Below are 23,427 nucleotides of genomic sequence, written 5' to 3'. Positions count from 1 at the left end.
GAGCGCAAGTTGGATCATTCCAGCGAACTTGTCTGGCGTTTCACGGAGGCTCGTATAGGTGTCCGGCAATCTTCCACCATGCGCACCCCACATCTGCTCCTTCCGGGAATCTTTCTTTTCAGCGGTCCTTTTGCATCCGCCGGACCTTTTGAAATCAGTTACCCTGAAACTCGGAAGGATTCATCCGTCGTGGACGTCTATCACGGAACGGAAGTGATGGACCCTTACCGCTGGCTGGAGGATGACAATTCCGCGGAAACGAAAGCCTGGGTGTCCGCCGAGAACGCTGTGACAAATCGGTTTTTGAAAGCGATCCCGCAGCGCGATGAAATCCGTGAACGCCTGAAAAAGCTGTGGAACTACGAACGCGTCGGTCTGCCGGACGAAGAGGGCGGGCGTTGGTTCTTCACGAAAAACTCCGGTTTGCAGAACCAGGCGGTGCTCTATGTGGCCGACTCGCTGGAGGGAGAACCCAAGGTTTTGCTCGACCCTAACACAATGTCGAAAGACGGCACGGTTTCGCTGTCGCAATTCCGGCCGAGCGAGGATGGAAAATTGTTAGCCTACGCGACATCCGGTGGCGGCAGCGATTGGCTGGAGATCCGCGTGCGGGACATCGCGACCGGCAAGGATCTGGAAGATCATCTCAAATGGGTGAAATTCAGCGGCATGTCGTGGGCGAAGGACAATAGCGGTTTCTACTACAGCCGCTACGATGCCCCCAAGGAAGGCGCGGCACTGACGCAGAAGAACGAATTCCAGAAATTGTATTTCCACCGCATTGGCAAGCCGCAGGAAGAGGATACTCTCGTCTATGAGCGGAAGGATCAGCCGCAATGGGGAATCGGTGGAGATGTGACGGAGGACGGCGCTTACCTGATTCTGAATATCTCGCAGGGCAGCGACACAAAAAATCGCATGTTTTACAAATCTCTAACTACACCGCATGCCGAAGTCGTGCAGCTCCTGCCGGACGGCGACGCGGATTACGGATTCATCGGAAATGACGGCCCGGTGTTTTATTTCTCGACCGATCTGGATGCGCCACGGCACCGCGTGATCGCCATCGACACCAAGAATCCGGAACGGAAGAACTGGAAGGAAATCATCCCTCAAGCCGCCGAACCGCTGGACGATATCAGCAAGGTCGGCGGGAAATTCATCGTCACCTACATGAAGGACGCGAAGAGCCGGGTGATGCGGTTCGATGGCGACGGAAAAAATCCCAAGGAACTCGAGTTGCCTGGAATCGGCACGGTCGGCGGATTTGATGGCAAGGAGAAGGACACGCGCGTTTTCTACGGTTTTACCGGTTTCACCAACCCCGGCGCGATCTATCAACTCGATCTCGCTTCGGGCGAAAGCAAGCTCTGGAAAAAACCGGAAGTCGGATTCGACGGAGCGGCATACGTGACCGAGCAGGTTTTCTATCAAAGCAAGGACGCCACCAAGATCCCGATGTTCATCGTCCGGAAAAAGGACGCGCCAATGGACGGCTCGAACCGCACGCTGCTCTACGGCTACGGTGGTTTCCAGATCAGCATGCTGCCCGGATTCTCCGTGGCCCGCGCGGTGTGGCTCGAACGCGGCGGCATCCTCGTCGTGGTCAACCTGCGCGGCGGCGGCGAGTATGGCAGCGAGTGGCACGAGGCAGGAAAGCTTTCGAAAAAACAGAATGTCTTCGACGACTTCATCGGTGCGGCGGAAACGTTGATCAAAAAAGGTTATACGAAATCGGAAAACCTCGCGATCCAGGGCGGCAGCAACGGTGGCCTGTTAGTCGGAGCGTGTATGACACAGCGTCCGGAACTCTTCGGTGCGGCGCTGCCCGCGGTGGGCGTGATGGACATGCTGCGGTTTCAGAAATTCACCATCGGCTGGGCTTGGCAGAGCGAATACGGCAGCTCGGACAAGGCGGAGGATTTTCCGCTGCTTTTCAAATACTCGCCCTATCACGCTCTGAAGCCCGGCACGCGCTATCCGGCGACGATGGTGAGCACGGCGGATCACGATGACCGGGTGGTGCCCGCGCATAGCTTCAAATTCGCCGCGCGCTTGCAGGAGTATCAGGCCAAGGACGGCCTGCCGGTTTTGATCCGCGTGGAAACCAGCGCGGGACATGGGGCGGGAACATCCTTGTCTAAAGTCATCGATCAAACGGCGAGCGACTGGGCATTTCTGGAAGCGGTGCTACCGGGGAAATAACAGGAGACACTGTTCGCTAACAAAGGAGCCACGACCTTATTGTCGTGGAGCCAATGAGGAGAGAAATGACATGTGCCGTGAGCTCTGTTCTTTCGCTTTTCATTGGCTAGGTGGACGAGGCGTCCACCCTCCTTATGAAGAAGTCGCTCCTCACGGCTCGGTGACGTTGAAGCGGAAGAACTGCTTGCCATCCGGATCAACCGGGAGCGGGATCTGGATCAGCTCGTCGGTGGCTTTGTAGCTGCTTTCGAGTTCCGGGACCGGCCACGCCTGCCATTGGCCGAGGGTGTCGCTGGTCTGGATGGTGTAGTAACGGTTCGCCTTCCGCAGGAATTGGAGTGTGCCGTTAGTGACGCTTGCCTGCCACGAGCCGGTGCCGCTGAGAGGCGAGCTGCCGCGGAGATATTCCTCGTAGTTGTTGATGCCGTCGCCATCGGGATCGGCGGTTTTGTCGCCGTTCGGATCAATCGCGGTGAAGAATCCGTCACGCCAGATTTGATAAACCGGACGGCTTGGCAGGCTGTTGTTGATCCAGTCGGTGATGAGCTGGATATCGGCGGGGTCGGTCTCGCTGCTTCCGAGCGGGGGCATGCGGGTGAAGCCGTTGGTGCCTGCCATGCGGTTGAGGACGATGCTGTGGGTGGTGTCGCCGGGAACGATGTATTTGTTGAGCGGGTTGCTTTGGTTGTTTTCCGCGACTCCGTTGATGAGGTTGGTTTGTTCCAAAGTCAGATGCGCGCGGCCGTCCCAGGAGCCGCCAGCGGTGCCGCCGGTCTGGTGGCAGTAGGAGCAGTTCACGGCGAAATAGGAGCGGGCGCGCTGCTCTAACGGATAAGCCGTTTCATCCGGCCGGACATGGCGGGCGAGAGTGCTGGCAGGATCGGGGGTGTTACTCAGAAAACCCTGCGCAGAGAGCGTTTCAAGCTGGTTGCCGCCGAAGCCGTTGATGGTGAAATCCTTGTTGAGCTGGCGGGTGTTGAACGAAAGCGCGTGGCCGCCCTGCGGGGTGTGGCATGTTAGACAGCTTGAGCGGCCGGGAATCTGCCAGCGCTGGGTGTGCGGCGTGCCGTGATCGTCGATCGCGAGATCAAACTCCACACCGGCGTCCGCGACGAGGGAGGCTTCGGTCTGCGCCTCGTTCCAACGGTAGCTGACGCCGTAGCTGCCGGTGTCCGTCTTGACGAGCACGCGGGTTTCGATGCGTTTTTTGGTCGCGGGATTTCCCCGGCTGAGTTCGAGGTCGAAGTGTTTCACCCAAACGGTGCCGGTCGGATAGGTCCAGTTTCCGTCCTTGCTCCAGGTCATCATGCCATCCTCATCCGGGATGGTGAACCAGCGGCGCTTGTCGGCGTAGTCACTCCAGAATTTCAGGTTCGGCTCGTAGGGCAGCAGGCCGGGCGCCGGCGACATATCGGTGAGATCGGAGAACAGGCCGGTCTCGGTGAGCGTGGCCGGGAATCCGCTGGAGTCGCTGCTGTCAAAGGTGAGACGCATGATCTTGCCGTTGAGGTAGGCGGCGAAGAGCAGGTCCTTGTTGAATGGATCGACTCCCTGCGTGGAGATCACGCCGTATGCGCCGGGAAGGCCGGTGAGACGGACGGTGGCACCGGTGGTCGTGTTCATCTGCCAGACATGGCCGGAGGTCGAATCGCTGAAAATATAGCTGCCGACCAGCGAGGGGAAGCGGGTGCCGCGGTAAACATAGCCGCCGACCACCGAGTTGCCCTTGAATTGGGCATCGCCACCGGCAATCGCGGTGTGAAGGTATTCGTAAATCGGATTGATCGAAGTGAAGCCCACGGGTGCGGTGCCGAGCACACCGCTGAAATCGTGGAGACCCTCGCGGTAGGCCCAGCCATAGTTGCCGCCCTTCACGATCTTGTTGATTTCCTCGTAGGTGTTCTGTCCGACGTCCCCTTCCCATAGGTCGCCGTTGGCCGGGTCGAATGACCAGCGCCAGGCGTGGCGGATGCCGGTGGCCCAGAACTCCGTGCGCACCGAACCCAGCGAGCCGGAGTAATCCACTCCGCCGTAGATGCCATTCCAGGCGCCGCCGAGGCTGGTGTGGACGAACGGGTTATCGGGAGGAACGTTGAAACCGGCCACACCGCTGACGGTGGGGATGGAGGCATGGGGGTTGGGCGGAAGGCTTCCGGGCCGCTTGTCCACGTCCATCCGGAACATGCCGGAGTAGAAGTTGTCGTTGATTTTTTGGCTCTTTGCCTGTCCGGCGGTGGAGTTCTCGCCATCGCCCGTGCCATAGTAGAGGTAGCCATCGGTGGGGCTGAAGTGGATGTCGCCGCCGTTGTGATTCAGGCCGAAATCGCTGATGTGGAGGAGGACCAGCTCGCTGGCCGGATCCGCGATGGTCGGGTTCGCAGCACTGCGGGTGAAGCGGGAGACGCGTTGGTAATAGGTGCCGCTGATGACCACCGTGTAGGCGACGTAGAAATAACCGTTAGTCGCATAATTCGGGTGGAAGGCGAGACCGAGCAGGCCGTTTTCAGGTTGACCGGCCAACAAGGGACCGATGTTAAATCCTCCGCCCAGAGTCGAAATGTCGAGGAAAACGTTGGTGGTCGGAGTGAGCGATGTGACATCGGCCACTCGCTTGATGGCTCCCGTTTGCTCGCCGACGTAAAGCTGGTTCGCATCACCGGGGACCGAAGCCAGGCAAATGGGGCGGGTGAAGGTGAGGCCGGGAAGCGCGTCCACCAGCTGCCAGGAAGTCGCAGGCGCGGCGGCCGGCATGGCGAGAGCCGTATTTGTGAGCCGCAGTGAGGTGGCGAAGGAAATCGTCACCGTGCCGGTCGCGGTCGCGCCGGTGATATTTCCGATGCCGTAGGTGAATGTGACGGGCGCGGCGCTGCTGCCACTGTGGGCGTAAAGGATTTTCCCACCGCTGATCGTGGCGGTGCCGGTCGCGGGAGCGCTGAGAATCTGCAAAGTGGAGGGAATGGGCGAACCCGTGTCATTGGCGAGCACATCGACCAGGACCTTTTGATTCGGGTGGATCGTGGCGCTGTCAGCCACGGACACGGGCGGTGCAAACGTCGTATTCGGCCCGGCGGCTGCGGAGGCGAGCAACTCCTGAGCAGTAACCGCCCGGCGGTGAACGCGCAGTTCGTCGATGGCGATGTTCGCGTTGGTGTCGGCCGACCAAGCACTGCGGCCGATCCAGTTGTTCACATCGGAAAGGGCGGGCATGCGGTAGGCGACGTCCATCGAGCCTTGGAGAAAACCATTCCGATACCAGCGGACTTGGCAACCCGCCGAACCGCTGGAACCCGCGCCATCCTCGATGACCATGGCGTAGTGATACTCGGTGCCGGCGGCGGTGGTGCCACTCAGATCGGTGTCCACGGTGCCGACCACGGCACCGCCAAGCTTGCCTTCCAAACGATGGCTGCCGAGGACGCCGGCGTTGTTGAGCGACAGCATTGCTCCATCATAACTGTTGGTGCCACCTGGCGCGACGGCCCCATCAATGATCTCGCCGGTGTTGGCGCTGTTCAGGGTGACATTGCCCCGTCCGAAGTCGAAGATGCGCTGCCAATTCTTGTTAGTGACGGGGGTGAGCCAGATTTCGTAGGTGGCGCTCGGCCGTGAGGAAACGAAGCCGTTGGGCAGATCAAGATAACCGGAAATGGCGGCGGCGGTGGCATTTCCCGTGGTGGTGCCGGGAAGCACCAGCGTCGTGGCGGTGGTGGTTGCACCGTTGCCGCGGACCGTGGCGATCTCGCCAGTGCCCACATCGGTGAATGTCGTGCCGCCGGGTGCCGCACCGGCGCCCGCATTGAAGCTCCAGCGGTTTTCCGGAACCGGTACCGGCGGCAACGGTTCGGGCGGACCTGATGTTAGATCCGGACCCGCCGTGTAGCTGGCCTGCACCTCGGCACCGGTGATCGCCCGATTGTAGATGCGAAGTTCGTTCAAGGAGATGTTGGAGTTCGAATCTCCCGCATATTGGGAACGGCCGATCCAGTTGTTCACGTCCGACATCGATGTCAGGTGGAACGCGAGGTCGAGCGTGTTGCCTAACACCCCATTCCGATACCATCTCGCCTGACAGCCGGATGCCCCGTAGGCGCCCGTTCCATCCTGAACCACCATGACATAATGATACTGGGTGCCGGCGGCGGTGGTGATGGTGGAGTTGTTATATATCGGTGCGGCACCGCCGAACTGCCCTTCGAGCTGATGGTTGCCGAGCACTCCCGCCGTATTGACAGTTAGAGAAACGTTGTCATAGCCGGTGAAGGCTCCGGGCGTGGTGGCCCCATCGATGATTTCCCCGGTGGCGGCACCGCTTCCGCTGGTGGTGTTGCTTCGTCCGAAATCGAACAACCGCTGCCAGTTTTTCGAGGAAAGCGGCGTGACCCAAGCCTCGACCGAAATACTCGGATGGGCGGAGATCAGACCGTTGGGAAGATCGAGGTAGCCGGAAATGGAGGCCGCCGTCTGATTGCCGGTGGTGTATCCCGGCAGGCTCAGTGCGGTACCTGTCAGGCTCGACCCATTTCCCTTCAAGGTGGCGACGGTGCCGCCGATGCTGTCGGTAAAGGTCGTACCCGAGGTGGCGTTGGAGGCAGCCTGGTTGTTGAAAGTCCAAAGGTGGTTCGGCACCGGAGGATCCACCGGGCCGGGCGGGGTGACGATGCTGTTCGGTCCCGCTTCGAGATTTGCGGCGATTTCCGCAGGACTGAGAACGTGATTGTAGAGCCGGACCTCGTTGTAGGCGATGTTGGCGCTGTTGTCCGCAGTGTACATGGAGCGGCCGAGCCAGTTGTTGCGGTCCTGGATCGATGACATGTGGAAATTGACACTCAGCGTGGTGACCAGCGTTCCGTTGAGATACCACGCCATTTCCCCGCCGGCAGATCCGTAAGTTCCCGCTCCATCGGTAAAGGTGCACACGAAGTGATACTGAGTGCCCGACGCCAGGGTAGCCCCGGTGTTGCTCCCTAGTTCCGTCGCTCCATCCAACCTAGCCATCAAGCGTTCCGTGTTGGCAGTGCTGTCACGATGGAGCGCCAAAGCGAAGTCGTCGCTGGAGGTCGCGTTGTTGGGGGCCGCAGTGGCCGTCGGTAGGATCTCTCCTGAAAGAGCTCCCGCACCACGCGCATTGGTGCTCAGATTCGTATTGCTACTCGTCATCCGCCCGAAATCGAAGAGCCTCTGCCAAGTCTTGATTGAAACCGGCGTCGCCCAGATCTCCACGGTGAGGTTCGTCTTTGGGGAGATCAGTCCGTTCGGAAGATCGACGTAGGCGGAAATGTTCGCCGGCGAAAAATTGCCGGTGGTGGTTCCGGGCAATTGCAGGGCGGTTCCTGTGAATGTCGCACCGTTGCCGACCACAGCCCCCGTGGCGGTGCCGACACTGTCGGTCACGGCGGTGCCCGTAGGCGCACTTCCCGCCGCATTGTTAAATGACCACCGGTTGACCAGCGCGGCATTGGCTGGCAAGAGCAACCCCGGAACGAGAGTACAATAAGCCAACGTCGCGAGAGACCTCGCTGAAAAACTGGGTTTAGTCATGGGTTGATTTGCGGAGTCCTAAAAACAGAAGCGTGATTGGTGGCCAAAACCCGACAGATTCAAAATCGGTTCACCGGGTCACCCCTTGTTTGCAACTGCAACAAGGTGATCTCGGACAGGTTTTGCGGCTCAACGCATATCCATCGACCTAGCAAGATGCGGCAAACGCCTTGCTGGGTCAACCCCCCTCAATTGGGGATATCCCGGTAAAGCCAAGGAATGCGGGCCACCTCCTCACCCAAGTTCCGACGTCATGATGGCCGATCAGAAGTTCTCTCGGATTTCGACCAAGACCCGGTTTACCTGGCCGCGATCCGGTTGCTCCGGAAGATTCGATTTTTCAAAAGCCGAAATCACCTCTGCAAGTTTCTGTTCCGCGCGGCTGACCAGATCTTCATATTCGAATTCACCCGCGCGAACACGAAGAAGATAATCCCGGTTGGGCCTGCGAATCCGCAGGACTCCCTCTTCCGCGATCTCACCCGCCATTTCGAGCAAACGCAGCGTGTGCATCAGATTCTTTGAATCATACCCGCGCCCATGTTCCACATTGGTGGCAAAACGCTCTTCATTGCGCTGGCCCACCCATTCCCAATATTCTCGGTGGGCCTTGCAATGCGCTCTGAAAGCATCGTGGTTGAAATGCATCCAGCAAACGGGCGCGGCTTCCTTCGGCACGCTGCTGAACACAAGCGCATCCGAATCACGAGGGGACACCAGCCCTCGATAGCTGCGCGCGCCATCTTGATAGATCGCATACAAACCGGAGGTGTGCTGCACGGATGTCAGCCCACATTTCGAAGGATCGATGTTCTTCTCCGCAAGCCACAAGAGGACCGGCACGCTGCCCTGACCATCGGGCACATGACAGAAATCCAGAAGCGAAAGCCGTCGCTCCGGTTGCGGATTGACGATCTTCTTGTTCAACCCACGCGCCTTGCGGATCTGCCCCATGGCGTATTCACCGAAGGTTTTCGCGCAGAGTTTGGAGAGGAAAATCCCAGGCTTGAGCAAAGCAAACAGAGGATGGCAATGGCGGATACAATCGACTGGCATCGCCAACAGTTCGAGTGCGTTGGGGTTGTTCTTGAGCAACAGCGAGACAAAATTTCCAAGTTCGTAATAGACTTGATCACTCCGCTCGTCCGCCACTTGCCCAATGACGTCCAAACCTGCCAGGAAAGCCCGCGGAGCGACGAAAACCCCGCGTCGATCCTCGTCAGAACCTTCAATCGCCGTACCGTAGGCATGGCTTCCGGCAACCGTATCAAACAGCAACATGTCCGGCCGGCGGATACGTCCGAGCGTGAAGTCGCCAGGCACGGGAATGGAAACAGGACGCCTGATTTCCGTCCGGAGAAGAAGGTCCAGTGGCTCCAGATCACCGGATCCCTGAGGCAGGCTAACAGCCCCATCCAGGAAATTCTTGAGAAATGCATCCAACACGGGGACACGCTGCATCCGCTCGCATTCGGCAGTGCGCGCCTTGTGCTCCAGCAGATCCGGGATCAACTTCCGGACTTCAAGTGGAGCCGTTGGCACCAGATCTGGAAACGGCACGGGTGGGATTCCTCTCCCGGCAGCAACCCATCCAGCGGATAGGACAGCACGAAGGGCGTAGAGATAATCCTTCGCCCGGACCATTTCGGTGTTGAGTTTCCCGAGAACCATTTGCTTCGCCAGGCCCCGATAATGATCCGAAGAGGCACGGGGTGAAAACACGGTGCGAGCTGCAATTTGCCATCTGAATCTGAAATCCGCCAGATCGCGATAAACAATTGGCGAATGCAGCCATTCCACGAGCGCCCCGTTGGATCTACCTAACAATCTTGCCGCCTTGCGAATATCCCAACCTCCGGCATCCAGTTCTCCTTCGAGCGGCAGATCGATCGACTCCAGCCCTTCTTGAGTTGATAGATAGGAATGTTCCGGGCGGACGAAAACAAAGCGGATGTCATAGTCGCTATCGGGAGACGCGAATCCCCATGCACGGCTACCTGATTCACAGGCATAGAGGATGCGGATATTGTGCGAGTGTTCGATACGGTCGAGCAAAACCTGGATTTCCTTCGTGGGTGACGGGTGCATGGGCAGAAATTGTATCAGCGGACTATAAACACAGTGAGGTGATGGAATGGGACTGCCGTTGCCTCGCCCGTAGGAGTCTTCGTCCACGCTCTCGCGGGACGAACACAAGAGGCGAAATGAATTTCGCAATCCGTCAGATGCGCAGCAAATTCCACGCGGTCACCAGCGCTTTCAGTCCGGCCATTTCAATAGACGGATCGACACCCGCGCCCCAGAGGATGCGGCCGTCGTCGGCTTGGAGCTGGACATAAGCGGCGGCGTTCGCGTCCGATCCACCGCGCACGGCGTGGGAACGGTAGTCGGTAACCTTGAAGTCCTTGATGCCGATGCCTTCCATGGCGTGCACGAAGGCGTTGATCGGACCATTGCCGAATCCATGGATGGCTTTCTCCTCGCCATTGAGCGTGATGTTCGCCTGGCAACGGACCTGGCCGCGCTCGGTGGTATGATGGACGAGTTCGTAATCCGTCACATCCAGCGGACTCGCCAGATTCACGAATTCACGGAAAAACGCCTCGCGGATTTCATCGGTGGAAAGCTCGCGGCCGTGTTCGTCCGCCAGATCGTAAATGCGTTTGCCCACCTGCGGATGCATCGTCTTCGGCAGATCGAAGCCGTGCTCGCGATCGAGGACATACGCGACGCCGCCTTTTCCGGACTGCGAGTTGATGCGGATGATCGCCTCATACGAACGGCCGATGTCCTGCGGATCGATGGTCAGATAGGGAACGCCCCACGGAATGTTAGAATCAACGGCGGTTTCCTTTTCGCGGCGGTCGAGGCCTTTTTTGATCGCGTCCTGGTGCGAACCCGAGAAGGCGGTGAAAACGAGTTCACCGGCATACGGCTGGCGCTCAGGAACGGTCAGGCGGGTGACGCGTTCGTAAACGTTGCGGATCGATTGCAGGTCGGAGAAATCCAATCCCGTCGCCACGCCATGGCTGTTCAGGTTCAGCGCGACGGTGACGATGTCGAGATTTCCCGTGCGTTCGCCATTGCCAAACAACGTGCCCTCGACTCTATCAGCTCCCGCCATCAGGCCGAGTTCGGTGGCGGCGACACCGGTGCCGCGGTCGTTGTGGGTGTGCAGCGAAACGATGAGCGACTCGCGGTTTTTCAAGTTCCGGCACATCCACTCGATCATGTCGGCATGGATGTTAGGAGTGGTCCACTGCACGGTGTCCGGCAGATTGACGATCATTTTCCGCTCCGGCGTCGGTTGCCAGACATCGATAACGCTGTTGCAACAATCCAAAGCAAAATCCAGCTCGGTGTCGGAAAACGACTCGGGCGAGTATTGCAAAACCACCTCGGTGCGCGGGATCGTCGGCACGAGTTTTTTCACCAACTCCGCACCATCCACCGCGATCTGCTTGATCGACTCGCGCGACGCATCACTGAACGTGACCCGGCGCTGAAGCGGCGAGGTGGAATTATAAATGTGCACGATCGCCCGCTTCGCGCCGTCGATGGCCTCGAAGGTCCGGCGGATCAGCGGCTCGCGCGTCTGCACGAGCACTTGGATCGTCACATCCTCCGGGATGCGGTTTTCATCGATCAAACGGCGCAGGAAATTGAACTCCGTATCCGCAGCCGACGGGAAGCCAACCTCGATTTGCTTGAAACCGACGCGCACCAGCAGGTCGAAAAATTCGAGCTTCTCCTCGATCGACATCGGCTGCGGCAGCGCTTGGTTGCCGTCACGGAGATCGACCGAACACCATTGCGGAGCTGCGGACAAAACCTGATCCGGCCATGTGCGGTCAGGCAAGGAAACCGGCGGAAAAGGCCGGTATTTCGAGAGAGAATTCGGATGCATTTTTCAAAAAGGAGAAAGTGGGAAAAAGGAGTGGACGCACCTCAAGATGGGCGGGCCGGGAAACGAAAGTGAAGCAAAGAAAAAGTTAACGGGAGGCCAACCCTAGAAGAAGGGGGCGCAGCAGAAGGTTGCCGTTAAGAATGCTCACGCCCGGAAGCTAGGAGCATCTCCGCCGACAGGTCAACCGCGAAGATTTCTCGATCCGGACTTGCGCAGAGCCAATTACGGCCGTCTCGTTCAAAGCCCCACTTTTTCACCCACCAAAAAAACATGAAAATCCCGCTTCCCGGTTTTGCCTTGGCTATTTCATTCTTCACGACCGCTTTCGCTTTGGCCGAAGCGCCAGGAACCTACACTCCTGATATCAAAGTGCCGGAAATCAGCGTCCGCCAACCGGGGCGCACCGAGCTCGTCGACGGCTTCACTAAAGTCAGTTTCGGCGAGGTGGAGAGGCAGACATCGAGCGAGACCAAGACATTCACCATCAAAAACACCGGCCTCGCCACGCTCACCGGCCTCGCCATCACCAGAGCCGGTGCCAACAAGACCTTATTCACCGTCTCCGCACTGGGAAAAACCAGTCTGGCACCCGGAAAAACGACCACCTTCACCGTGAAGTTCAAACCCGTCTTCGTAGGATTCAAACACGCTGTCATTCGCATTTCCAGCAACGACAGTGACGAAAACCCCTTCGATATCAGAGTTTCCGGAGTGGGTGTGAAGAAGTGAGCCTGCGGCTATTTTGTTAGTCTTTTGGGTTGCATTCCCGGCGGATTCGGCGAGATAGGGCCAACCATGAAATTTCTCTTCCTCGCCGCCGCCACCGTTATTGCCGCCATCGTTCCGGCCATGGCCCTTACCCGCGCGGACATCAAGCCAGGCAAGCTCGCCGGAAAAACCTTGGTTTTCACCATTGGAGACTCCTCCCCGCCTTTTGCCACCTTGGGAATCTGGAAAGGCAAATTCCAGACCAAACCCGTCAACAGCTTCACGATCGTCAGGGTGAGCGGAAGCACCCCGAATATCTCAACCACCCGGACCTACATACCGGATGGAAACTACGAGACCTACAGCTTGGCCACCGTCTCACCAGGCTCCGGGATTGCGATCCTGAGCATTTTCCCCCTTCCCGACGGCAGCGGCGGCTACCAGATGCGCCTGACGGATGATGACACAGCCTTCCAAACCGGCACCTTCACCATCAGCACCGAACCCGCCGACGGTCCCGAAATCAACGTCCAACAACCCAAAGGCACCGAACTAACCGACGGCGAGTCCAAGAAAAGCTTCGGCACCGTCAAGGTCGGCCAAACCAGCACCGTGAAAACATTCACCATCAAAAACGCCGGAAACGCCCCACTCACGGGCATCTCCCTTGCAAAAGGCGGCGGCAACAGCGGCGAATTCACCGTCACCGGCCTCGGCTCTAAAAGTGTGGCCCCCGGAAAAAGCACCACCTTCAAAGTGAGTTTCAAACCCGCATCCACGGGCACGAGGAACGCCTCCGTCAGGATCGCGAGCAATGATTCCGACGAAAAGCCCTTCGACATCAAGCTTACGGGCGAAGGCGCGTCCAAATAACGCGGCGAATCCGTCAGGGTTTCAAATTTGATCGTTGCATTTCCCGCCGTATCGGCGAGGAAAGCCTAACACCAAATCATGAAACTCCCCTCGCTCGTCGCCACACTCGTCTTTTCCTCCCTCGCCTCAGCCTTCGCCATCACCGATGCCGACATCGCGCCAGCCGCGCTCGTTGGCAAAACGCTCGTCTTCACCATCGTCAACGGCGGCGCGCCCTACGCCACCAACGGCACTTGGTCGGGCGCTTTCGCCGCTTCAGGAAACGGCTTCACCGCGACGAAGATCACCGGCGACTTCGTGAACATCTCCACCACCTTCTCGGCCGGACTCAACGGCCAATACACCGATGTCGCTCTCGCTGAGTTGGTCGATGGCCAGAAGCCTGCCACCCTCACCCTCTATACGATGGACGGAGTCGGCCACTACGAGGCCTCCATCCAGGATGTTTTCGGTGTCAGCCTGAACGGCACCTTCACCTTCGCCTCCACCACCGCCAAAGGTCCTGAAATCGACGTCTTTCAGCCGAAAGGCAGTGAACTAACCGACGGCGGCGGAAAGAAAAACTTCGGCACCGTCCTCGTCACCAAAACCGGCGCCGCCAAGAAATTCGTCATCAAAAATTCCGGCAGCGCCCCGCTCAAAAACCTCGCCATCACCATCGACGGTAAAAACAAATCCGACTTCATCGTCAGCTCCTTGAAAAAGGACCAGCTTGCCGATGGCGAAAGCACCGAGTTCACGGTGAAATTCAAGCCATCCGCCTTCGGCACCCGCAAGGCCGCCCTCCACATTTCCAGCAACGACAAGAACGAGAACCCGTTCGACATCAAGCTCACGGGTAACGGCGCGGGAATCAAATAATTTCTAACGCGTCACCCCGCGCTTGGAATTCTCGATGAACTCAATGAGATGCCTGACGTGAGGCGTGTCTCCGGTATGGGTTGCTTTCAGCGAGCTGAGAGCGATGGCGAGATTGGCGTCCTTTTTCAAAAACAGCTTCTTGTAAGCGGTCTTGATTTCCCTGATTTCGTCCTCGGTGAATCCACGACGCTGCAGGCCCACCGAGTTGAGTCCGCGTGTTTGGGAGGGATTGCCCTCCACAATCATGAATGGCGGCACGTCCTGCACCACCCTCGCCAGCCCGCCAATCATCGAATGCATCCCCACCCGACAAAACTGGTGAACCGCCGAAACCCCGGAAATGATCGCATGATCGCCGACTTCCACATGACCCGCGAGAGCCACGGAGTTCGATAGAATGATGTGATTGCCGAGCTGGCAGTCGTGGGCCACATGAGAATAGCAAAGGAACAAATTGTGCGATCCGATCCGCGTCGGACCATCGCCGTGTGTGCTGCGATGGACCGTGGTGTTTTCCCGAAAAACATTGAGATCGCCGACTTCAAGATAGGTCGGATCACCCGTGTACTTCAAATCCTGAGTCTTCCCGCCGATCACGGCGAAGGGGAAAAACTCATTCCCGCGCCCGAATTTCGAGTGGCCATCGATCACCACATGCGAGTGCAGGACACAATCGTCGCCCAACTCGACATTCGCCCCGATGACGCAATACGGACCGATGCGGACGTTCCGTCCCAAGGTGGCCAACGGTGAAACAATAGAGGTGGGGTGGATCACGGCGCGATTTTCTGCGAATGAGTGCCGGAATGACGAGGTTTTTTTCTCACCCGTGGAATTGGTCTCCAGTTCACGGTATTTCCGGCCCGGTTTCCCAAATTACCTCTCCGACAGGCTGATCGACTCCAAAAGCTCCTGCCGGAGGACTTGGGTGACGTCGTATTCGTAGCGGTTCGGTCCGGGAAACTCCGCGGAAATTTCGTAAATCCGGTCCTGTTGAATCCAACGCCGTTCCTCCGCATACTGATAGGGAACCAACGCCACCATTACCAGCATCCCGAAAACCCAGACCGGCCAAACCAGCCTGCCCAAAGTCGCGCGCCGCAACGCCTGCCCTGCCCGCCCGAACACATTCAGCGACGCTCCCAGCATCAGCCAGCTCAATGCGATCCCGGCCAGGGCATAGCCGGCATTCATTCCGATATACAGGATCGCGCCGAATGCGGGAACTCCCGCAAGCGCCGCCACAGCCGCCAGCCATCCGATCCATGAAAACCGCGTCATCAAGCCGATCGCCGCACCGCGTTTTGCCAGCCGCCAGCTCGCCATTTGCAACGTCATCACAATCATCGACAGCACCATGCAGCCGAATTGCCCGCCCGGCTGGATGAAAACCGTCCACCGCGCCGACCATTCCCGAGCACTGAACGGCGTCAGCCGCGAGATCACAAAATACCATACCACCGGAAAAATGATCCCACCCACGAACATCCAAACCCAATCCGAAGGTCGCAGCAGATCCACCATCCGCGCCGAGAGTTTGCGAGCCAGCGGCCTTTGGTGAAACCGGAACGCCGCAGCCCCGGCCGCGCACAATCCCAACAGCAAAAACGCCGCCCACGAACCGAAACGCTCCAGCACCGCATGATCCGCATAGCGACCCGGCCGCAGGTCATCATCTGTTAGACGCGGAGGGGTTTTCACCTGTCGGACCAGCACCGGGAGCGTCAGGCTGGCCAGCACCGATGCGCGTTGCGTCACCAATTCCGCTTGCGGACTAGCCTTCCACCGCTTCTCGCGCTCATCCTTTTCCATCAGCGAGCGGTCGTGAATTTCCGCAAAGTGCTGCGCCTCGCTTTCCAATCCGAGCGTTCGCGCCGCATCACGGAAATTCTGCACAGGGAAGTTAAACACCGCTCTCGCAATCAATACGTCGATCATCGTATCCCCGTTCCTGCCGAGCAGAGGAACAAGCGCCTGCCAATCGCTCACAATCTGCCGGAACCCCGCCACATCGCCGCTTGCCGCCCGCTGCTGCGCCCCGGCGGCCAATACTTCGTAGAGCTTTCTCAACCCGATGTTAGCGGTCTGCATCGAAGAAACATAAACCAGCGGCGGAATCTGGCTGATGACGTCTCGGCGCGGTGGAAAAAGCGGTATCCGCTGCCGCAAAAGCTCGTTCTGATAGGCGGTGAACTTGGTTTTCCCCGCGAATTGATGAATCGCCGCGAGTGCTTCGTCCATGCGTTTGCCATCATTGATCGTCCATACCGGCGTCTTCGGTGGCGTTTTCGCGGAGCTGTAGGGTGCTCTTTCTTTCGTCACCGCTCCTTCCGCGATGCCGGAGGCGGCAAGCGCGGGAAACCATGCGTTGTCAGGATCCAGCTTCTCCGCCGCCGCCAGGATTTCCGGAGAAAGTTTTTGGTAATACCTGAAATACCCAGCCGCGTACTCCGCGAGATAAGCCGGGTTGTCCGGTGCGCTGTCCCACAACGGCTTCCATTTTTCAGGCTCGTTGGGTCCGCCGCCGTCACCGAATAACAGAAGTTTCCGCTGTGGAGTTAGATTGGGGATTTTGGACTTTTCGATTTCAGACGAGCCACCCGAAGAGACCAACCACCGGACTTTCGCAAACTCCTTGAACTGCAAAACCGTGTGAACCAGAAATGGCAGGGAAACCACCACCGTCAACGCCACCAAAAGCATCCACCCGCGCTTCCGGAGAGGATATCGGTCGGCGATTTCCAACGATCTGACCGCTTCCGCCAGCGCTCCCGGTTTCCCCATGTCCGCTTCAATGGATTTGCGCAACTCCGCCTCCGCCGAAAGCTGCAACTCCGCATTCTCCCCCAGCGGGCGGGTGGCGAGTTCGATGAAGCGCTCCTTATCTGAATCCATGAGCCACTACCTATCCGAATTTACGGCCGTCGGAAGGATGAATTCACGGGCTTGAAACGAACCGGCAGCCGCCTACCCTCCGCCATGCCCACTGACGCCGAAAGAAATTCCACCGTCGACGTCGGCTGGAATTGGGATCATTCCTATGTCCGGCTGCCGCAGTTGTTTTTCACCAAAATCCATCCGGTCCCGGTCTTCGAACCACGGTTGGTAATTCTGAATCAACCACTGGCAATTGCGCTGGGGCTGGATCCCGAAGTTTTGAAAAACGCAGCCGCGATCTTCGCAGGAAACAAAATCCCCGCAGACTCCGAGCCGATCGCCCAAGCCTACGCGGGCCATCAATTCGGAGGCTTTACCAATCTCGGTGACGGCCGCGCGGTTTTGTTAGGCGAGCACCTCGCCCCCGGCGGCCGGCGGATCGACATCCAGCTCAAAGGTTCCGGCAGGACTCCTTATTCCCGCGGCGGAGACGGTCGTGCGACGCTCGGCCCGATGCTGCGCGAATACATCATCAGCGAGGCGATGCACGCACTCGGCATTCCAACGACCCGCAGCCTCGCGGTCGCGACGACGGGCGAGGAAATTTTCCGCACCGAACTCCTACCCGGCGCGGTTCTCACGCGGATCGCCGCCAGTCATATCCGCGTCGGCACGTTTCAATATGCCGCAGCGCATGAAGATCTGGCCGCCCTAACCGCTTTGGCGGACCATACGCTGCAACGGCATTTCCCCGAACTGATGGAATCCGAAACGCGTTACTTCGATTTCTTCCAAGCCGTGATGGACCGTCAGGCAGCGTTGATCGCGAAATGGCTGCACGTCGGCTTCATCCACGGGGTGATGAACACCGACAACATGGCTCTATCAGGTGAAACCATCGACTACGGCCCCTGCGCGTTCATGAACGACTACGATCCGGACACCGTTTTCAGCTCGATCGACCGCCATGGCCGCTATGCCTATGACAAGCAGCCGCAGATCGCCCGCTGGAACCTCGCCCGCCTCGCCGAAGCGATGCTGCCGTTGTTGCACGAGGACCAAAAAACCGCCGTCGATCTTGCGAACGAGGCGCTCGGCTCCTTCGAGAGCCGCTTCCAAGCCTACTGGTTGTTAGGCATGAGATCCAAACTCGGACTCTTCACCGCGGAAAAGGAGGACGCCGCACTCGTCCAGGAACTGCTCGACTGGATGCACGCGAGCCACCTGGATTTCACCAACACCTTCCGCGCCTTGAGCGATGAAACCGCCATCGCCGAACCCGTCTTCATCGACGCCGGATTTCTAACGTGGCATTCGCAATGGGCCGCCCGCCTCACCCGCCAACCGCATTCTCCCGCCGAAGCGGCGGAAAAAATGTGCGCCCACAACCCCGCCGTCATCCCCCGCAACCACAAGGTCGAGGAAGCCCTCGCCGCCGCGGTGGCCGGGGATCTGAGCGTGATGCAACGCCTGCTCAAGGTTCTCGCAGATCCCTACGGAGATACAGCCCCCCAGGAATACACCACCCCGCCACCGCAGGGAGCGAGCACCTACCAGACTTTCTGCGGGACATGACGCTCACGCCTTTTGAATGATTTTCGAAACGGATGAAATTGAAAGCATCGTTGACAAAATCCCCAATGGTGGCACTTTGCCACCACACGTCAATTCCATGTCCTCTGTCGCCATCAAAATCACCTCGTCCATCGCCGATGCCGCACGCATGGCAGCCAAATTGGCGGATCGGTCACTGACGGCCCAGATCGAACATTGGGCGCGCCTAGGCATGGATGCCGATGAAAAACTCACCGGTTCCGCCATGATCGCTATGAAACAAGGCGACTGGGAAACCTCCGCCAAGCCTCAGGATCTGGCGGAAATCCGGTCCTACCTCGCTCAATTGTCCTTGCCGGGGAAAGCCACCGAACTCGCTCTGGCATCCGGATTTCTGAACGGGAGGATCACCAACAGCCGCGAGGACGGGGTGATCGTTCGCACCACCCCCGACGGCACCGAGACCCGCGGGAGGATGGATGGCAAAGAGTTCATCCCCTTTTCCGAAGGTAGCTGAGCATGCCGGCCCTCCTTGTCGTCCTTTGCGGTCCGAATGGTGCGGGGAAATCAACCTTCTTTGAGATCATGCTGAAATCGCGTGGGTTCCCGTTTGTGAATGCAGACATGATCGCGGCCGAAAAATTCGGAACGGAAGCAGCCACTCACGCGCTGACAGCAGCGAAACTGGCGGATGCCGAACGTCGGCGGCTCATCTCTGAAAAAACATCCTTCATCATGGAGACCGTGCTCTCCGATTCCGGCGGCAATAAATTGGCATTCTTCCGCGATGCCCGCAACGCGGGTTACTTCCTGGAAGTCTTCTTCATCGGCCTCGATTCACCGGAAACATCCGCCGCAAGGGTCCGCGCCCGGGCCGACTCCGGAGGTCATGATGTCCCGCTGGACCGGATCAACGCCCGCTATCCCAGAACCCTTTCAAACCTACGCGGACTTTGCGACTTCGCGGACAGCCTGACGATTTTCGATAACAGTTCCCGCCGGAATCCCTATCGTCTCGTCGCTCGTTTGAAAAACGGCGGACTCGTTTCACTTTGCGATGTGCCACCCGCATGGACCTCCACGATCCGGCTGGAAGATCGGATGAACACTCTTACCGAACGCTTTCCGCTCTAACGCATTCAATGCTCTGCGAGCGTGCCTTCGGTGACGCCGAGTTTTTCGAGTGCGTGGACCTGATCGATGAGGTCGAACGCGTCGGACTTCCCGCTGAGCAGATCCTGATAGGCGCGGATGGTTTTCGCGGCGTCTTCGGCTTCGTCGAGCAGCTCGATGCGGAAGCGCGAAAGCCCGGCTTGGCGGAGGTGTTCGTAGTAGCGGGCGCCGGTCTGGGCTTTGCCGTTGAAGAGGGTGTTGCGGCAGCCGACGTCCGCTTGCAGACGGTGGAGCTGGCCGACGCGGTCGCGAAGGTGGACGACATGGGTTTCGCACGGGCGGCCACAGTCTTTGTAGGTGGTGCCTTTGCTGAGGAAGGTGCAGAAGACGCAGTGCTCCATGTGAAACATCGGCATGTGCTGATGGAGTGTTAGCTCGAACCACTCGGGCGGCGCGCCGTGGAGTAGTTCGAGAACCTGGCCGATGTTGAGGTCGTAGGAAATCGTGAGGTAGTCGAGCGCGGCGCTTTCCATCAGGAGTTTCGCCGTGATGGGGTTGGCGACGTTGAGGGAGAAATCACCGATTTTTTTCAAGTCATGGCGGTCCTTGTAGAAATGCAGTGCGGCGAGGTTGCGGAGCAGCAGTCCGTCGGGCGCGGCTTTTTCGATGAGTTTTAGATAACCCATTTCGCCGGGCTTGAGGATGCGCGGGGTGGCGAGGGAGATCGTGGATCGGGGATCGGAGATCGTGGATCGGAAGAGTAAGACGGCTTCCTTGTAACGGCGGGGATCTTCGAAGTCGCAGTAGATGGATTCCACGCCACATTCAATGGCTGCGGTGAGCTGGCCCATGGTGCGGCAGAGGACGCTTAATTGGGGATTGGAGATTGGAGATTGGAGATTGGGAGACGGCAGAAGATCCTGATAGGTCGCGGTGATCTTCGAGCGCTCCGGCTTGATGGCTGCGGCATCTTCCAATTGCTTGACGAGGGCGCGGCGGAGTTGGTTAAGGGCGGAGACGGCGATGTGGCAGTTTCCTTGAAGCTGGTTGTCGAGCGAGCCGAGTTCGAAGGAGGAATCTCCGAGGCGGCCGAGTTGCTCGGCGAGTTTTTCGGTCCCAAGCGGATGTTTTTCAGCCTCGACCAATGGCATGGGCGATGATTCGGAAAAAGTGCGACGGTCATAGACCGCCGCTACAGTGATGGGCTCGCCGGGTTTGCCGGTGACGACGAAATGAAGCGCGGATTTTTTCTCAACTGGGCGCGTATTCTGCCAGAAGCGGCGGAGTTCGGAGTCGAGCTTGGGATCGGAGGTTTTGTAGAGGGTTTGGCCGGGCTTGATCCGATCAAAATTGATGCCGCTGTAGGTGAGGTGGAAAATCAGGCGGTCGCCCTCGATCACCCAGATGCGCGCGCCTTGTTCGAGATCGCGGTTTTCGCCGGCATCGAAAACGACGCCATCGCCTGCGGTGAACGGCACGCCTGTTAGATTTCCAAGGCGTATCCAGCCGGGGCCGCAGTCGATGATTTCGCCAAGCAGCGGGCCGCGTTTTTTCCCGAATTTTCCGTGGGTGAGATACGGGTGGTTGGTGCCGGAAAACCAGCCGGTGCTGAGCCCCCGGGAAAACGTCATTTCCAGTTCGTAGCGGTCGGACGGAGTGATCGGGGATTCGGCGTGAGCCATTGCTGCATCAAGCGCCTTCCGATAGACGCGGGTGACGGCGGAGACGTACTCGGGAGATTTCAGACGACCTTCGATTTTGAAGGATTTCACACCTGCCCTAACAAGCTCCGGAACGAGATCGACAGCGGCGAGATCCTGCGGGCTGAGCAAATAGCGGACGGCACCGAGGTCGCGCGTCTCGCCATCGACGACGATTTCATACGGCATGCGGCAGGCTTGGGCGCATTCGCCGCGGTTGGCGCTGCGCTGGCCGAGGGATTCGCTGGTGAGACATTGGCCGGAGTAGGCGACGCAGAGAGCGCCGTGGACGAAGACTTCGAGCGGGGTTTTCAGGTTCAGGTGCTCGGCATTGTGAGAATGGAAGCGCTCGATTTCCTTGATCGAAAGTTCGCGGGCGAGAACGGCGCGCTCCATTGGGAAAAGCGTCTCGATGAATGCGAGCCCTTCTGGCGAGGTGATCGTCATCTGAGTGGATGCGTGCAGCTCGACATCCGGTGCGACGGTGCGCGCCAGCTTGGCGAGGCCGAGGTCCTGGATGATCAGCGCGTCCACTCCCGCGGCGGCGATTTTGCGAAGCTGCTCTTCGGCGGCCTTCATTTCGCTGGTGAAAATGAGCGTGTTCATCGTCACGAATCCCTTCACGCCGTGGCGGTGGAGGAATTCCATGAGTTCTACCAGATCCGCTTCGATGAAATTGTCCGCGCGCAGGCGGGCATTGAACCTCGGCAAGCCGAAATAAATCGCATCCGCGCCGGCAGCCACCGCCGCACGGGCGCAGTCCCAATTTCCCGCCGGAGCAAGAAGTTCAGGAGTCGGATCGGTTGCAAGCGTTGCCATGGCGGGAGTGAAGCACGGCAAACCGGCCGGGGATAGCCGAGAAATCACCCGGATCTGAGGCTTGCTCAGTCGCCCAATTTATTTCGAAACAGGCGCGGTGGACATCCGCGCCACGAAATCAACACCCAGCCTCTCGACGTGCGGATCGGCTTTTTCCTCGGCTTCGATTCGGTCGATCACCATCTTTGCCGCCGCCTTGCCCATCCGGTAAGGGCGCTGGCGGACCGTCGTCAGCGGAGGATTCAGGCGGCTGCCGAAATCGACATCGCCGTAACCCATAACCGACAAATCCTCCGGAATCCTGCGGCCCAGCGACGCGGCGATTTTATAAACCTCCGCCGCGATTTCATCCGTCGCACAGTAGATCGCCGTGACGCCGCCAAGGCCGGTCATCGCTTCTCGGATGAGGTCGAGGCGGGACTCCGAGAGCGGAAGCTCCACAAGATGCAGCTTTACTCCCGGCGCGCGGCGGATGGCTTCTGTAAAATACGAGCGTCGGTCCCGCGACCAAGTCTCGGCAATGGGTCCGGCGAAGTGAAGGATTTCCTGGTGCCCCAGCGCCAGGAGGTGCCCGGCCACGGCTTCCGCGCCAAGATATTCGTCTGAAAGCACCGCGTCGGCATGGAAGGAATCCGGAAGGACCGAGTCGATCGTGACCATCGGCAGATCGCGCTTTTTCAAATCGGAAATATGCGTGCGATAAAGGTTGGCGAACCACGGCCAGAGGATCGCGCCGTCGACCCGCCAATCGATCAGGCGTTCGATTTGGCGGAGTTCCAAGGCTTCGTCCATCTGCGGTATGCGGTGCTCCGACCACAGGGCGAGCGGAACATAATCCTGCTCGATGAGACCGTCGTGGATGCCATGTAAAACGTCCGCCCAGAACGAGTTGGAAGGCGGCACCATCACGCCAACCATCCGGGTGCGCCCCGAGCGAATGGCGGCGACCAGATTGTTCGGCCGGTATCCAAGAAGTTCGGCGGCTTCCATCACCCGGTTGACGGTTTCCGCATTAAGGCCCTCGCCTCCGCGCAGGGCCAGCGAGACAGTCGTCCGGGCGACCCCCGCCTCGCGAGCAATGGCGGATTGGGAAACGACTCGGCGCTCGGGATTGGAGTTCACTCTGGGAGTCATACACAGGAATTGCCATGTCGCCACGTCAACAGTTCGTCAACTCGACAAAAAAACGGACCCGTAACGGCATCGGCGCGGCAAGATGGAACGTCGCACAGGCGAGGCGCCGACTTCATGTTCCCGAACCAGGATGACGAA

14 protein-coding genes are annotated in these 23,427 nt (G+C 58.9%); 7 read left to right on the top strand and 7 right to left on the bottom strand.

Features of this window, described 5'->3' with window-relative positions:
- Positions 1–78: 78 nt before the first annotated feature.
- A complete protein-coding gene (locus ABIQ96_RS11385; RefSeq protein ID WP_348214710.1) occupies positions 79–2,205 on the top strand; it encodes a prolyl oligopeptidase family serine peptidase in 2,127 nt (708 codons plus the stop codon).
- A gap of 150 nt (positions 2,206–2,355) precedes the next feature.
- Here ABIQ96_RS11385 and ABIQ96_RS11380 read toward each other — a convergent pair whose 3' ends face one another.
- From ABIQ96_RS11380 to leuA, 3 genes are all read right to left on the bottom strand, one after another.
- A complete protein-coding gene (locus tag ABIQ96_RS11380; protein ID WP_348214709.1) occupies positions 2,356–7,743 on the bottom strand; it encodes a LamG-like jellyroll fold domain-containing protein in 5,388 nt (1,795 codons plus the stop codon).
- 264 nt (positions 7,744–8,007) lie between these two features.
- Positions 8,008–9,831 carry a nucleotidyltransferase domain-containing protein gene (locus tag ABIQ96_RS11375; protein WP_348214708.1) on the bottom strand — a complete coding sequence of 608 codons (1,824 nt, stop codon included), beginning with the start codon at positions 9,829–9,831 and terminating at the stop codon, positions 8,008–8,010.
- 133 nt (positions 9,832–9,964) lie between these two features.
- Entirely contained in the window at positions 9,965–11,650 is a 1,686-nt protein-coding gene (gene leuA, locus ABIQ96_RS11370; RefSeq protein ID WP_348214707.1) for a 2-isopropylmalate synthase, read from the bottom strand.
- Between the two features lie 270 nt (positions 11,651–11,920).
- On the opposite strand from leuA, the gene ABIQ96_RS11365 reads away from it, so the two are divergent.
- The 3 genes from ABIQ96_RS11365 to ABIQ96_RS11355 all read left to right on the top strand — a co-directional run bounded on the left by ABIQ96_RS11365 (position 11,921) and on the right by ABIQ96_RS11355 (position 14,092).
- Entirely contained in the window at positions 11,921–12,379 is a 459-nt protein-coding gene (locus tag ABIQ96_RS11365) for a choice-of-anchor D domain-containing protein (protein WP_348214706.1), read from the top strand.
- A 66-nt stretch (positions 12,380–12,445) separates the two neighbouring features.
- On the top strand, positions 12,446–13,231 hold the full coding sequence (locus ABIQ96_RS11360) for a choice-of-anchor D domain-containing protein (protein WP_348214705.1): 786 nt from the start codon (positions 12,446–12,448) through the stop codon (positions 13,229–13,231).
- 78 nt (positions 13,232–13,309) lie between these two features.
- Positions 13,310–14,092 carry a choice-of-anchor D domain-containing protein gene (locus tag ABIQ96_RS11355; protein ID WP_348214704.1) on the top strand — a complete coding sequence of 261 codons (783 nt, stop codon included), beginning with the start codon at positions 13,310–13,312 and terminating at the stop codon, positions 14,090–14,092.
- A 3-nt stretch (positions 14,093–14,095) separates the two neighbouring features.
- Here ABIQ96_RS11355 and lpxA read toward each other — a convergent pair whose 3' ends face one another.
- Together lpxA and ABIQ96_RS11345 are read right to left on the bottom strand one after the other, a co-directional pair.
- Positions 14,096–14,869, bottom strand: coding sequence for an acyl-ACP--UDP-N-acetylglucosamine O-acyltransferase (lpxA, locus tag ABIQ96_RS11350; protein ID WP_348214703.1), 774 nt, complete (start codon positions 14,867–14,869; stop codon positions 14,096–14,098).
- Between the two features lie 99 nt (positions 14,870–14,968).
- Positions 14,969–16,987 carry a hypothetical protein gene (locus ABIQ96_RS11345; protein ID WP_348214702.1) on the bottom strand — a complete coding sequence of 673 codons (2,019 nt, stop codon included), beginning with the start codon at positions 16,985–16,987 and terminating at the stop codon, positions 14,969–14,971.
- Positions 16,988–17,071: 84 nt separating this feature from the next.
- Between ABIQ96_RS11345 and ABIQ96_RS11340 the strand changes: the two genes are divergently transcribed.
- The 3 genes from ABIQ96_RS11340 to ABIQ96_RS11330 all read left to right on the top strand — a co-directional run bounded on the left by ABIQ96_RS11340 (position 17,072) and on the right by ABIQ96_RS11330 (position 19,657).
- Complete coding sequence (locus tag ABIQ96_RS11340; protein ID WP_348214701.1) at positions 17,072–18,544, top strand: protein adenylyltransferase SelO; 1,473 nt, start codon at positions 17,072–17,074, stop codon at positions 18,542–18,544.
- Positions 18,545–18,641: 97 nt separating this feature from the next.
- Positions 18,642–19,040, top strand: a complete 399-nt coding sequence (locus ABIQ96_RS11335) for a hypothetical protein (protein WP_348214700.1) — start codon at positions 18,642–18,644, stop codon at positions 19,038–19,040.
- Between the two features lie 2 nt (positions 19,041–19,042).
- Positions 19,043–19,657 (top strand): AAA family ATPase, encoded by a 615-nt coding sequence (locus ABIQ96_RS11330; protein WP_348214699.1) that lies wholly within the window; start codon positions 19,043–19,045, stop codon positions 19,655–19,657.
- A 5-nt stretch (positions 19,658–19,662) separates the two neighbouring features.
- On the opposite strand, the gene ABIQ96_RS11325 is transcribed toward ABIQ96_RS11330, so the two are convergent.
- Complete coding sequence (locus tag ABIQ96_RS11325) at positions 19,663–22,155, bottom strand: U32 family peptidase (protein ID WP_348214698.1); 2,493 nt, start codon at positions 22,153–22,155, stop codon at positions 19,663–19,665.
- Positions 22,156–22,233: 78 nt separating this feature from the next.
- Positions 22,234–23,289, bottom strand: a complete 1,056-nt coding sequence (locus ABIQ96_RS11320; protein WP_348214697.1) for a LacI family DNA-binding transcriptional regulator — start codon at positions 23,287–23,289, stop codon at positions 22,234–22,236.
- Positions 23,290–23,427 lie beyond the last annotated feature (138 nt).

Source organism: Luteolibacter sp. (assembly GCF_039920825.1).
Classification (GTDB): Bacteria; Verrucomicrobiota; Verrucomicrobiia; order Verrucomicrobiales; family Akkermansiaceae; genus Luteolibacter.
This window is presented reverse-complemented; position numbering and strand designations above follow the sequence as displayed.

Excerpts from the sequence above, each read along its gene's own strand:
- ABIQ96_RS11335 (WP_348214700.1), top strand. The coding sequence starts at position 18,642 with ATGTCCTCTGTCGCCATCAAAATCACCTCGTCCATCGCCGATGCCGCA.
- ABIQ96_RS11325 (WP_348214698.1), bottom strand. The coding sequence starts at position 22,155 with ATGGCAACGCTTGCAACCGATCCGACTCCTGAACTTCTTGCTCCGGCG.
- ABIQ96_RS11360 (WP_348214705.1), top strand. The coding sequence starts at position 12,446 with ATGAAATTTCTCTTCCTCGCCGCCGCCACCGTTATTGCCGCCATCGTT.
- ABIQ96_RS11320 (WP_348214697.1), bottom strand. The coding sequence starts at position 23,289 with ATGACTCCCAGAGTGAACTCCAATCCCGAGCGCCGAGTCGTTTCCCAA.
- ABIQ96_RS11365 (WP_348214706.1), top strand. The coding sequence starts at position 11,921 with ATGAAAATCCCGCTTCCCGGTTTTGCCTTGGCTATTTCATTCTTCACG.
- ABIQ96_RS11345 (WP_348214702.1), bottom strand. The coding sequence starts at position 16,987 with ATGGATTCAGATAAGGAGCGCTTCATCGAACTCGCCACCCGCCCGCTG.
- ABIQ96_RS11385 (WP_348214710.1), top strand. The coding sequence starts at position 79 with ATGCGCACCCCACATCTGCTCCTTCCGGGAATCTTTCTTTTCAGCGGT.
- leuA (WP_348214707.1), bottom strand. The coding sequence starts at position 11,650 with ATGCATCCGAATTCTCTCTCGAAATACCGGCCTTTTCCGCCGGTTTCC.
- ABIQ96_RS11355 (WP_348214704.1), top strand. The coding sequence starts at position 13,310 with ATGAAACTCCCCTCGCTCGTCGCCACACTCGTCTTTTCCTCCCTCGCC.
- ABIQ96_RS11340 (WP_348214701.1), top strand. The coding sequence starts at position 17,072 with ATGCCCACTGACGCCGAAAGAAATTCCACCGTCGACGTCGGCTGGAAT.
- ABIQ96_RS11380 (WP_348214709.1), bottom strand. The coding sequence starts at position 7,743 with ATGACTAAACCCAGTTTTTCAGCGAGGTCTCTCGCGACGTTGGCTTAT.
- ABIQ96_RS11375 (WP_348214708.1), bottom strand. The coding sequence starts at position 9,831 with ATGCACCCGTCACCCACGAAGGAAATCCAGGTTTTGCTCGACCGTATC.
- ABIQ96_RS11330 (WP_348214699.1), top strand. The coding sequence starts at position 19,043 with ATGCCGGCCCTCCTTGTCGTCCTTTGCGGTCCGAATGGTGCGGGGAAA.